Genomic DNA, 13,225 nt, shown 5'->3' with positions numbered 1-13,225 from the left:
GGATGCTGCTGAGATTAATCCTTCAACCTGTTTACATCAGGGTGAGTTGATCCATCAGACACAACCGTGCCATCAGGGTAGATAATTTTATAGTTTACCCCAACTTTTTGTTCTGTTGGAGCAATCATCCTGACGACTTTAGACTCATCAATTGTCGGTTCGAATTTAATTTGAACATTTTTTTCTGAAGATACTATCTTTTTCAGTAAAAAATCATCCTGACCAAATAAATTCAACGTATCATTCACACTTATATCTTTATTACTATCTATCAAAGGGTAGTACATGGGAGATAAAACAAGCTCGGAACCTGTAAACACCTTAAATCGACCATTTTTTGTTGCATTGTCATCAAACGCAATTGTTGCACCAACTGCAGTTCCCGGAACTAACCCCTTCCCGAGGTGAGTAGCATCAATATATTCAATACCCAAATTGAATTCACTCAGTTTCCAGTTACACTTACCGCCGCCATCTTTTGCTATTTTTGCAATCCATACACCGGATGAGTCCTTTTCCTGAAGCGGTATTTTTATTGGATTGAGTCCCACTTTCTCATAATGTTGACCATCTCGCATACTCATCAACTCACGCTTGCACGTTGTTGATACATACAACACTTCAAGAGGAAAAGGCTTTGTATACGCAGAAGGATTTTTAATCTCAATACTAACCCAGCCAGTATTTAGTGGTGGTGATAATGTTCTGTCAGTTGCTTGAGCGCATCCATTTAGCAATAAAGCAAACTGGAACAAGACGAATGAATTTAATCTCTTATACATTTTCTATGTCCTCTTCACCATAATGGCCAAATCTTTTAAGAGCATCGGAACCGGATGCGGCAGAGATGGTTGAGCTAAGCGAATTTTTTAGCAAATCCTCGAGCGAAAGAAACTTTTTATTCCTGTCAAACTCATTCTTAGGGATTTCACCTGAATAGTGGTCCATTTGTAAATTAAAAGATGCTACTTTATCGGCATGCTCAGTGAAGATCTTTCCATCGCTTAGCCCTTTTTCATAAGCTAACCCTAACAATTTATTATTTATATAGGGTATATATGATGTCAGAAGATGATTTCCAACATTCGCAGGCATCCCTCTATTTGGATTCATGCCTTCGGGGAAAAATTCTTGAAGTTCTTCCTTAGTAAGTGAAGCTTTAAATGCCTTTTGATCTTGCCCTGATTGCCTGGCTTCCTGAAGCGCCAGCGAAGGAACAAGATAAAGTTTAACCTTTTCAGGAAGCCTCGCCTGAATGGTCATGCAATTTCTTGGGTAAGGAAGTTCAATACTACATTGTTGCCACTTTCTACTTTGAGTTGTGGTTAAAAATGCGACCGTATTCCCATGGTGCCAAAAGCAGCCCCCCCACTCTACGACTTGCCAGGCGGTAAGCTCAACGACCGACCATAAAAAACCAAGCGTTGTTCCCAATGGCCCCCATAGTTTATATAACTGATTATCCAGATCAGCTTCAGGTGGAACTGATGGTACTGGGTCTTGATCATTTACATGCCGATAGTGGATAATACTTGATAATGCATCTACAGCATTTTTAGTGAACGTCCTTGGCATACCGTATGTGTAAAGAAGTGGGTTCCTATTTTTTAACCTAGCAGAATGAATTAATGCCAGCGCTCCTCCTAAGCTATGCCCACAAATGAATAACTCTTTACCCGGTATTATTCTCGTTAGTTCAGTAAGTTCCTTTTCAAATTTTCGTTCTATTAAGGTATAGCCTGCCCAAAAACCAGTATGCACCTTCCCAACAGGAACTAATGAAGTACATTCCGATTTGATATTGCAACTATCGGGCGCTACTGGTCTGAAAGAAGCATCCGTTATCCCATCAGTCAGACTGGCAGTCCCACGCCATGCTATGACTATTTTATTGTTGTTGTAGACATAATAAAGCTGCGTATCTCCTTCAGGATCATCAGCTTTGGTCGAATCAATATCTATTGGAAGAAAATACCTATCAGAATACGGCACATCAACAACTAAAGCATTAATAGTCGATTGACCAATCTTTCTGGATGGTATCGTCGACAGGTCCTGACATTTATTAATAAAATACTTCGTAATGATATCTATATCATCATATGCTAAATCAGAGGCCAACCCTAAATTGATGGCATTGGCCATAGAGTAATCATTCTGGTGATGGAGCACTAGCTCCCAGGCTCTGAACGGACAAATTTCTATCACATGGCGCTTTTCAAGTTCATTTGTTCTGACCTTAACGCCCTTAAATGAACTACTGATTGGAAAATGAAATAAGGGTAACTCTTCCCCGTCTCTTAATTGTAAATCAGGTTGCTCATGGCATAATTCGCCCACAACGGCGTAGTGCCACACATAGCCATTTTTCTCTGCTTTTGGACGAACAATTGAGTCTTTTAGAGGATCTCTACCCACGCGAAGAGAGCGCTTTTCCATTTCCTCTGTCAGTTGGTTACTGTCAAGTGTCAGTTTCAGCTCAAGACCATGTGGCATATCAATGCTGATTAGCCCGTCAGCATCGCTCTGACCAGAATAAGTGAATCCCTCCACCGGCCCGGAAACAGGGTGTGAACTTTCAGCAGTCCATGGCATATTCGCCACAGGTTCGCCCTGCTCATCAACCAACTGAAATTCTACCCAGTAGGGCATTTGCTCGTCACATGGAGCATGGGGGTTTTTACGGCAGAGTGAGGATACAGCGGTAGTCATGTTATTCGCCCTCCTGGCTATCAGCAATATTGCGCGGATATTCGATTTTTAACTGCGATGGCATAGACGTAAATATTGGAGAAGTCTCTCCTTCTGCACCGGAAATGCCCTCATAAACCTCCCCTTCAGCCGTTGTAATTTTATATGTGGTGAAAGGCTTGACTGCTCCGCTGGCCGATGATGTTGTGATAAACCCTTCGCTGTACCCTTTCGGGAAAGTCACCGGTGGTGTATCTAAGCTGGCAGGACCTGTCTGATTAACATTGGCCGCTTTCAGCAAAATATTTCCCGGACATCCCAGTTCAATATTCCCGCCGCTAAGATTTATATAAGCGCCACCGCAACTTAAAATCAGTTCCTTGCTGGCATTCATCTTCACGCTTCCCTGACTACTGGCGACAGTGATGTCCTGTAATGCTGAGACATTCATGGCATCTGCCTGCGCCTGAATGTCAACCTTCCCAGCTCCTGCATACATTTTCATTCCTGCAGCCTGTGCAAACAAACTTACAGCCTCGCTTGCCGCTACAGTGAACGATTGCCCGGTACTGATATCCGTGTTTTTACCTGACATAAGGCCAATACTTGCCCCTCCTGAAGCAAGCCGGACAGCCTCAGGACTGATAATGCCTATTCCAGCGGGAGCGCTGGCCAGCAATCCTGGCATTTTTAGATATTTCAGTGAGCTGTTTAGCGTCTTTTGGCTGTCGATGTCAGATACTGTTGCCTGTGCCCCTTTAGCAGCAGCCTGGAGGCTTCTTGCCAGCGTGAGTGCCTGTTCCAGTTGTTCTACAGCCCTGTCCATTTCAAGCATTTTACTGCCGACGTCAGGCTGAGCATCTGCAGTAAGCAGAATGCCCTTACCACCACGAACGCTGACCCAGTCGTTAGTGCGCAACTCTGCCCCTTCACCACGAAGAACCCTGGAAGCATTGACGTTGTGCCCTAAATTCAGTTGGGTCTTACCCCCGTATTCGGTACTGAGCTTAATGTGCTCTTCGCCGCGTTTGTCCTCCATCCTCATCTTGTTCAGGCCAGCCGTGCGGATAACATTGCGCGTGCTGTTGGCTTCAGTGACATGGTCGACGTGGCGGGAGTCGTGGAGGGCATGGGCGATATACGGGCGATCCGGATCGCCCTCATGGAACGCAATGGCGACTTCAGTACCCTGTATCAGGGGAAAGTGAAAGCCGTAATTATCACCACCGTAAGGTTTGGCAAAACGCACCGGCATGCTTTCCATGCCCTGTTTTTTGTCATCACGGTCGGCATCAAACTTCACCCGGTACATGCCGGATGCATCCTGCCAGGCGTAGATGTCGTTATCTTTGGCGCTGGTGACACGGGCCGTCATAGTACCGCTGACCACTGGGCGCTTTTTAGCAGCAGGACGCCAGCAGCGGTTCTCGTAGTACGGCATCGCTACCCATGTCACTTTCAAGGCATTCTTACGGCTGCCGTAGTAGCCAGTGCGGATAATAACAACACCATTCTCCGTTTCACGGGGTAGTGTCTGCGAGATAGCGGTTTCGGTAATGGTAAGAACCTGCGCCGGACCCAGGGTATGGTCCGTACTGCTGCCGGTCACTGTAGTCTGGGCGGACAAAAAACGTTCATGCTCCAGACGAGCCCAGAAGTTACCGGTTTCGGTTGCAGGGGTAATTTTGTCACCCCGCTCGAGGTGACGTGGACGATAGTGATACACATCACCATAAGTGATACCGTCACCGTCGCCCCGGGTCATGTCTGCAGGAACGGACGTCAGAATATTCTGCGCTTCGCGATGGTTATAGTCGCTGGCGGTGACCGAACGTTCCACCACGTTGTGCCAGACGTGGATATCCCACACCGAGTCAACGGCATTGTCATTGGTGCCCGAAGGGCTGTTAAGTGGCAGTTTTTTACCGAATGTCCAGGCGCTCTGCTTATCAGCAAAGTGCACCACTTCAGTCTGGGTATCCGGTTGCAGCGTGAAGAAGTAAAAAATCCCCACCTCAGCCAGCAGACGTTCGATAAACGCGAGGTCACTTTCCTGGTACTGATTTATCTGTTCCCGTTTTGGGTAGGTTTGTTTAAGCTTGAATTCATATTCCCACCCCTTCAAACCATGCTCGCCAAGAATTTGCTCTACCACTTCCGGCACTGATTTGTTGACGAAGAAACGGTGAGTACGAAACTGCTTATCCAGTAAGGATATAAAAGGTTCCAGAATAATTTCATACGTAACCTGATCGCGTGAACCAGCCAAGCGTCGGAAATTTGTCACTACACCATGAACAATTTTACCGACAACAGAATCTAATAGTTTCCCCACCCCCATGCTCAGCGTAGCGGTTTTACTTAACATCATTTCAGCCGTAAGATCCGGATGTGAACTGGTAAAACGAATGGTGTAATGATAGAGAGCACTCATTTGTTCTAAACCATCAAAACGTTCCACATCCAATGGATAAGGGCAGGAATGAATATCCAGTTTATAGCGATTAAGGATACCCTCTGTCATTTTAAATATATTTTCCATTTCTATAATTCCTGTCCTGGGTTAGAATGATATTAAATAGAACCAAACTCAACAAATATGATGAATACTATCTATAATGTTCCCATTCATCATAAATGTATTTCAAGGCGAATTTATAAAGTCCATAACCTATGAGAAAGGCTACTATACTTGCCCCACCTAGAATAAAGCGGTAAGGATTGGCTGAAAAAAAGAAACAGTAGAAAGAGTAAATCATACTGATAGTTCCTAGTGTCATCCCGATACTGGCTACGATCCGTGAAACAATGATAAGTATAAAATCTTTTATATTCATAAACCTCCAAAGAAGTATTCGCAGACATTATTAAACTCTTCAGAATTTATCTTTGCAATTTCGCAAGCCGTCTCATAAGGCCTAACAATGTCCTCAACAAGATAATAAAAAAGATCAAAATCACCCATACTGTTTAATTTCTCATACATTATGGGGTTTCTTTCACGCAAGTACCGTGATGTATAAATAGATCTTGATGCTTCAGCGCCAACTCCCAATACACCACCAGCAACAGAACCAGAAAAAAAGGCACCAACTCCTTGAGATATAATCGCCCTTCCGAGGTTAACCCCCGTAAACTGCGAGAACATCATTTTACCTATAACACTTCCAGATATATTTCTTGAAAAATGTGAAATTTTATGCATGTCTACATGAGAAACAAAATCATCTATAAATGGTTTAATAACCTTATAAATAACCTCATCGTTAAAAGTTACTTTTTTAACCAGTGCTGTTAACCGAAATTTATCATCCTGATTCTCTCTGCGGTGTTCCGTATCTATAAAATCATAGCCAAGATAGGCAAGGCTAATGGGTAAGGAAATAACACCTTTCGCCACAGCACCGATAAACCCAGACCCATCGATATGAATGGCCTCAAGCATATCTTTGGCAATCTCTTTTGCGCTGTCCATAATTGCTACCCTTTAGATAAACCAGTTAATCAAACGCCAGCACAATCCCTTCTTCGTCATCCCAGCCCAGCGTCAGGCTGTGTGGCTTCTGCTTCGCGGCCATGTGCGTGAGCAGTTGCTGGCTCAGCGCCGGCAGGATTTGCTGGTTCAGCAGGCTGTCGACGTTGCGTGCGCCGGTGTCCGGCAGCAGGCAGGCGGCAGTCAGGGCGTCATACAGGCTCTCATCAATGTGCGTGGTCAGGCCGTAGTGTCGATGCAGGCGCTTGCTAACCTGTAACAGCTTCATTTCCACGATGGTACGCATGGCCGCTTCCGCCAGCGGACGGTAAATGACGGTCTGGAAGCGGGCCAGCAACGCGGGCTGGAAGTGGTCACGCAGGATCGGACGCAGCAGCTCGTGGAGATCGCCTTCGCTGGCCTCCGGCTGTTCGTCGAGCAACTGCATCAGGTGGTCGCTGCCGAGGTTGGAGGTCATCAGAATAACGGTGTTGCGGAAGTCGATTTCACGCCCTTCGCCATCACGCATAAAGCCGCGATCAAACACCTGATAAAACAGGTTCATCACGTCGCGGTGGGCTTTTTCGACTTCATCGAGCAAAACCACACTATACGGGCGCTTGCGCACGGCTTCGGTCAGGATCCCTCCCTGGCCATAACCGACGTAACCCGGAGGTGAGCCCTTCAGCTGGGAAACCGTATGCGGCTCCTGGTATTCTGAGAGGTTAATCGTAATGAGTGACTTCTCACCGCCGTACATGACATCGGCCAGCGCAAGCGCGGTTTCGGTTTTCCCCACCCCGCTCGGTCCCACCAGCAGGAATACGCCCTGTGGGCCATTCTCGGAGGTGAGACCCGTTTTTGCCGCACGCAGACGTCGGGCGATAGCCTCAAGCGCCACATCCTGCCCAACCACACGTTTACCGATTTCATTTTCCAGAGTCAGCAGTTCGGTCTGCTCGTCCTTCATCAGCGATGACAACGGCACGCCTGTCCAGTCGGCAATCACGTTGGCAACGGTGCGGACATCCACATCCATGGAGAGCAACGGGTTGCTGCGCTGCATCTCGTTAAGCTCCTGTTGCAGCCTGTGAGTCTCACGCTGGCGTGATATATCCTGACGGCTTTCGCGTATCTGCTCGGTGAGTTTCATCTCCTGACCGTACTGGGTTTCCAGTTCGTCGAGTGTCACTATCTGGCGCACCTCTTCCTGCTCAATCTCGCTCAAACGCTCGGCATGACACTGATTGCCAATGGCGATATCTTCCAGTAACGCCTGCTTCTCCATGTCGAGCGCAGCGATACTCGCGCGAAGGCGGATTAGCTGTTCAGGTACGGTGTCGAGGCTCATACGCACGCGAGCGGCAGCGGTGTCCAGCAGATCGACCGCTTTATCAGGAAGCTGACGCCCGGTCAGATAACGACGTGAAAGAGTAACTGCCGCACGAACCGCATCGTCGGTGATATGCACATTGTGGTGTTCGGCATAGCGGGATTTCAGGCCACGGAGCATCAGGCAGGCAGTGTCATCGTCAGGCTCATCCACTTTTACCATCTGGAAACGACGTTCCAGGGCGGCGTCACGCTCGAAGTATTGTTTGTATTCAGACCAGGTGGTGGCCGCAATAGTACGCAGTTCGCCACGCGCCAGCGCCGGTTTCAGCAGGTTGGCCGCATCTGCACCACCCGCCTGATTACCTGCGCCAATGATGGTATGCGCTTCATCAATAAAAAGCAGAACAGGTACATGCGATTGCTGCACCGCGTCGATGACGTTTTTCAGACGCTGTTCGAACTCACCTTTCACGCCCGCGCCAGCCTGCAGCAGACCCAGGTCAAGGGTGCGCAGGGTAACCGTTTTGAGGGATTCCGGCACATTACCCTCGGCTATACGCAACGCCAGACCTTCAACCAGTGCAGTTTTCCCCACGCCCGGCTCGCCGACCAGGATCGGGTTGTTTTTACGGCGGCGGGAAAGGATGTCCACCATCTGGCGGATTTCTGTATCGCGGCCAAACACAGGATCGATCTTCCCTTCCTTCGCTTTGGCAGTGACATCGAGGGTGAATTTATCCAGCGAGTTCTGCAGTGCAGGGCTCAGTTCCCCCTCTTTCATTTCCACACCAGCCGGACGCCCGACAAATTCCATCTCACCACCGTGGTTCTGCGCCAGTTCAGCTTCGCGCTGCATTTCCAGACGTTCATCCGATTGCGCATCCAACAAAGGCCGCAGGCGCTCCAGCTGGCTTTGAGCAAGCGTTAACAACGGCCAAAGGCCGTCACAACGTGCCAGTTTTGGTTTTTCCACCAGGGCCATCAGCAGATGGACGCTGCGAATGTGCTCTTCGCTATTAAGGGAGGCAATCATCCAGGCTTCCTGCATCAGCGTCTGAATGGCATCAGACAGCTGGGGGCGATGGCGCACGGAGCGAGGTTGTCTGTCGAGCCAGCCAAGCAAATCCTGCCAGATGCCATCCATATCCCATTCATAGCGACGCGCCAACACCGTCAGGTCACCTTCCCCCTGCTCCAGCAGTTTTAGCAGCCAGTGCTCCGGCAAAATTTCCGCATGGGCGCGGGTCTGGCAGAGCGACGCCGCGCCTTCCATCGCACGGGCACAGTAAGGGTTCAGACGACGTAACAGGATGGCTGGATTTTCCATGAGATTCTCTCTTTGTCGGTTCCTGGACACGCTACCGCCCCTCGCTGTTTCCCGTGAAGGGGACCAAAGCGCATATGGTCAGGCTGGCAGTTTGTGGTTTTCTTTGCTGAAAGCCCGTTACGTACAGGCACTCAGCAAAAAACTGCGGACAGGGCCCTGTCCGCATGCGACTTACGCGGTGGCGCGTTCGTTCCAGGAGTCGGAATGAATGATGTTGCCGTCTTTGTAGGTCCAGGTGATTTTTTCGTAACGCAGTTCAACGCGTTCAAGGTGGTTGTGCTTCTCTTTAGAAGGATCCTTGATGTCATACATTTCAGGATTCACTTTCACTACCTTCACGTTTTCCAGTTTGGTGTTGAAGTACTCCACTTCCTGGCCCGCGTCGTTGATTTTGTACCACTTGAACTCAGCGGATTTTAGGGTCTGACCCGTGGTCACCGCCTTGTACAGGTACGGGCTGGAGGAATCGATTTCCTTCGTGAACAGGAACGGCGTGTGGATGCGGGTGCCGGTCAGCTTGCCGGTATTGTTGTCGGTCGGGATGTACAGGTTATGCTCCTGTGCAACCACTTCGATGCTGCCTTCACGATCCTGAACGTCAACAGACCCTTTGATGTCCGCGCCGCCGTCGTCCTTCAGCCAAAGATAAACAGGAATTGCCATGTTAATTACTCCGTTTTATTTTCTGAGACGCCATCATCCTGCGATGGCGCCATGTGTTTGCCGGGTATCTGACAGGCATTTGCCTGCGGTACCAGACTGATTTCGACACGGCGGTTAAGCGCACGCCCTTCCGGGGTGTCGTTGGTTGCGACAGGGCGGCTTTTGCCATAGCCCTGCACCGCAAAACAACTTTCCGGCACGTCGCCGGTGTCACGCATCCAGCTGCGCACCGCTTCGGCACGTTTCAGAGACAACGCCTGGTTTAGTTGCGGATTGCCGGTGTTATCGGTATGCCCTGACACGACAATCAGCCAGCCGGGCTTCGCCTTCACGCCGACCAGAGAATTCACAAGCATTTTGGTCGAACCGGCTTTCAGCGCCGACTTGCCAGAATCGAACAGCGACATGCTGTCAAGACGAAGGGTTTTCGGACCCTGAATGATTTTCTTGATGACCGGTGGCGGCGGTGGGGGCGGGGCCCAGTCGCTGACGGCGGCCTCAACAGGCGGCACCAGGCGCAGCCCCTGATACAAACCCAGGCGATAACGCAGTGGCTCCCCGCGACGCGCCCAGTCGTTCAGCAATGCGCCATCGGCTCTGAGGCGCTGCTGTGCGCGCAGTTTCGGTGCCACAGGCTTTCCCGTCAGTTGGTGATACAACGCAAGGTGATCGCCCACATTACGGATGAGACGCTGGTTGTTCATCCAAGATGCCAGCATGGCAAGTGCCAGGAAAATCCCGCCCAGAAACCCGGCGTAACGCCAGAACACCATTCTGCGGCTGACGCCCCGTCGGCGCGGCAGCGCCGGCAGCAGCAGTTCAGGCAACGGTAGTGGTTCGGTGGTCACAACGGTATCTGGTGGCAGCGCCGTCACGGTAGTGATATGCTGCTGCCAGAGATTGCCCTCGATACCGCTCACCGGCACTATGCACATGCCCTGTACACAAGGCTTCATCACCGGCAGTTCGCCCTGGCGCACCGACAGCAGGTCATTGACTGCGCTGTTCTGCCACGCAAGTAGGCTGTCCAGCCACAGCCCCTGACTCAGACGCGAAAGACGCCCGTCAGATCCACTCTCCCGGATCCACTCTGTCAGTGACACATTGCCCTGACCGGGCTGATACACCTGAATGCCGCTTCGCGGGCTGACTGTGCTAAACCAGACGGGTTCAGCTTCCGCGCAGGCCACAGGAGGCGATACCCAGGTCACGGTCCACAGCGGTGGGATCGTGCCAAATGCCGCACGGCACTGCACGACAGCCCGCTGCCAGCCCCGCAGGGACTGGGTAAAATCATCGCCGGAAGTGTGCTGTTCAGGTACCGCCGCCAGCATGACGGAGATTTGCGACGCCAGGGCTGGACGCATCAAACTCAGGTGCTGCGCAAAGAGGGGAAGCTGTTCCGCATCCTTCACCCGCAGATACCAACCTTGCCGGGTTTCCCGGCGATGGAAGCCGGACGCAAACAACGGAGTGTTGTCGCCACATGCGAGGATCACCGCCCCCTGAAAATCTTCCGGCGGCAGGTTTTCATCCACAATATCCCGGACAGCGGCCGCCCGTGCCTGAGTAGCCCGACGCTGACGCCATAACATCACCCCGGACATCAGAACAACCAGCAGGCTGATTGCCACACGACTACCTGAGGACAAGGGCCAGAATCCCAGAATGAGCCACAGCGCCAGTACGGTACCCAGGGCAGTTAACAGACTTCGGTACGTATCCCGCATCGCTTACTCCGGCCTGACGATCTGGCTTACCAGCTCGGTAAGCGAAGACGAAAGGAAGAACCAGAGCGCAACCAGGGCGGCGACAGCCACAACCCAGCTCAGCCAGTACCAGCGACGGCCGCTGCGCAGGCGCGATGCGCGGGCAACGATGGGGGCGTCTTGTGCCAGCGTGAAGGTGGGCACCCGTTCTGCGAGAGCGCGAACAATATCTTCCCGACGCTCATCATCCTGAGCGCGATACTGACCGACGAACCCCAGTTGCAAAGTCCGATACATACAGGTCAGGACAGCGGTATCAGGCGCAGTTTCTTTCAGCAGGCTTCGGATCCTTTCCCACAGTTCCTCACCGGCATTGAGGGTGCCAAAGAAGTGTGCCTGCAGCGGGTCCCGGCGCCAGATCAGGTAGCCATCATCGGTGGTTCCCCGATTCATCACGCTCTCATCGAGCAGTGCACACAGGGTATACACCATATGGTCACGGCTGATGTCGCTGTAACCTGCCTCCGTGAGCGCCGCTTTTGCCTCCTGCACCAGACGGCAGGCCCGACGATAGAGACCTTCCCCGTCACGAACCTCCTGTCCACCCCGCAGCTGGCTGGCCATCAGCCAGCTGGGGTAGAAAATACGCTCAATTTGACTTATTTCTGATGTATTCATGTGCGCAGCACCGCAAAGAGTTCAAGTTTCACATCCCCCAGTGAGCGCGGGGTATAGAAGGTGCAGCTTCCCGCTTCCAGCATCGCCCGCGCTGCCTCACTACTCAGATCCAGCGAGAAATACTGGTTCTCAAGACGTAACGGGATAGCGGTCGGCACATGGGTCAGCGGCTTGATAACCATCCCGCTCAGAGCCACATTCACCACATCCGAAACATCTTCAAAGCTGCCCGCCTTACACAGCTGCGGGAATTTCGTCTGAAGCTCATGGTTCGGCATAGAGGAGCGTACGGATAGGTAGAAGTCAGCACCTTCGCGCAGACGCGCATCGTGCAGGGCACCTCTCCAGATCTGGTCCTGATGCTCCAGGTGGATACTCACCACCCTCGACGGCAGGCTCGCTTCCAGTAGTTTATCGAGCAGTGCCAGCAGCGGCGGGAATACCCGTTCCGGTGCATCGTGTTGATAAGCAGGAATGTCCCCGGCATCGTGCTCCAGTGAGAAGGTCAGCAGGCTGCCAGCGAGACGAGTCAGTTCGCGGTACAGCAATTCCGGGTGACGAGCCGGTGTCTCCAGCAGTTCCGTCAGCACCGGCTCGGCGCTGTTCAGGGCATTCAGCAGCCAGAACAGAGACACATCCGCGACCGCAAAGTCGGCCATCCGCTCATTGCTTTCACGACGCATGGTCATCAGGCGACGGCGGCGGGCCTGCAGACGAACCAGCAGGTCACCCAGTTCGATGGTCAGCGGCGGGCTTGCAGAAATGGAAAGCATTGGCGGAATGAAAGCCGGATCCCGGCTCCACTGCCCCTGCGTATTGCGCACCAAACGGACCACCGGACAGGTCAGGTATGCCGTGTTTTCCTGACTGGATAGACGCAAGGTTAGCGCATTACGCAGAATGGCCAACTCCCCGCTTTCATACCCGGCCAGTTCCTGCACTACCACACGCTCCGCTTTCCAGCGACGCGGACGCTCACTGTCCTGGCCGTTATCCAGGTTGCCACCACTGGCACTCAGCAGCGGTAGTGCGACAACCACCTCAACAGATTCACTGCCGGCTGCAACAGACAAGTCACAGACCGGAGGAAGCGTATCTGCCAGGTCGGTATCCACAAGAGTACCGTCCTGAAAGCGTACCACCAGACGGATGGCATTCAGGCGAGAGAGCGCCAGTGCAGCATCATCAAATTCTGCCGCAACCACGCCCCAGGGATGAGAAATACCCATCCGGGCGACCATGTCGGCAACGTGCTCATTCCAGCGAACCTGCTGCTGGAACTGTTGCGGGGCCAGAGCGGCCCCATCCTCCCAAAGCGGGCGGTAAATTTTCATCCCTGATTTCCTCTCG

At 51.6% G+C, this 13,225-nt stretch carries 9 protein-coding genes; all 9 read right to left on the bottom strand.

The annotated features are described in order from the left end of the window. Positions 1–14 precede the first annotated feature (14 nt). Positions 15–782 carry a hypothetical protein gene (locus FOY96_RS05900; protein WP_143346646.1) on the bottom strand — a complete coding sequence of 256 codons (768 nt, stop codon included), beginning with the start codon at positions 780–782 and terminating at the stop codon, positions 15–17. After that, on the bottom strand, positions 775–2,712 hold the full coding sequence (locus FOY96_RS05895; RefSeq protein ID WP_143346645.1) for a lipase family protein: 1,938 nt from the start codon (positions 2,710–2,712) through the stop codon (positions 775–777). The genes FOY96_RS05900 and FOY96_RS05895 overlap by 8 nt, the downstream gene beginning before the upstream one ends. Position 2,713: 1 nt before the next feature. Continuing rightward, positions 2,714–5,233 (bottom strand): type VI secretion system Vgr family protein, encoded by a 2,520-nt coding sequence (locus FOY96_RS05890; protein ID WP_143346644.1) that lies wholly within the window; start codon positions 5,231–5,233, stop codon positions 2,714–2,716. A gap of 291 nt (positions 5,234–5,524) precedes the next feature. Then, entirely contained in the window at positions 5,525–6,166 is a 642-nt protein-coding gene (locus FOY96_RS05880) for a hypothetical protein (protein WP_143346643.1), read from the bottom strand. A gap of 25 nt (positions 6,167–6,191) precedes the next feature. Then, positions 6,192–8,825 (bottom strand): type VI secretion system ATPase TssH, encoded by a 2,634-nt coding sequence (tssH, locus tag FOY96_RS05875; RefSeq protein ID WP_143346642.1) that lies wholly within the window; start codon positions 8,823–8,825, stop codon positions 6,192–6,194. A gap of 171 nt (positions 8,826–8,996) precedes the next feature. Beyond that, on the bottom strand, positions 8,997–9,488 hold the full coding sequence (hcp, locus tag FOY96_RS05870) for a type VI secretion system effector Hcp (protein ID WP_023325816.1): 492 nt from the start codon (positions 9,486–9,488) through the stop codon (positions 8,997–8,999). Between the two features lie 5 nt (positions 9,489–9,493). Further along, positions 9,494–11,218, bottom strand: a complete 1,725-nt coding sequence (locus tag FOY96_RS05865; protein WP_172620505.1) for an OmpA family protein — start codon at positions 11,216–11,218, stop codon at positions 9,494–9,496. Positions 11,219–11,221: 3 nt separating this feature from the next. Beyond that, on the bottom strand, positions 11,222–11,875 hold the full coding sequence (tssL, locus tag FOY96_RS05860; protein WP_143346641.1) for a type VI secretion system protein TssL, short form: 654 nt from the start codon (positions 11,873–11,875) through the stop codon (positions 11,222–11,224). Beyond that, complete coding sequence (gene tssK / locus FOY96_RS05855) at positions 11,872–13,209, bottom strand: type VI secretion system baseplate subunit TssK (protein ID WP_101744635.1); 1,338 nt, start codon at positions 13,207–13,209, stop codon at positions 11,872–11,874. The genes tssL and tssK overlap by 4 nt, the downstream gene beginning before the upstream one ends. Positions 13,210–13,225: the final 16 nt, after the last annotated feature.

Origin of the sequence: Enterobacter asburiae (assembly GCF_007035645.1) — a bacterium.
Taxonomy (GTDB): Bacteria; Pseudomonadota; Gammaproteobacteria; order Enterobacterales; family Enterobacteriaceae; genus Enterobacter; species Enterobacter asburiae_B.
This window is presented reverse-complemented; position numbering and strand designations above follow the sequence as displayed.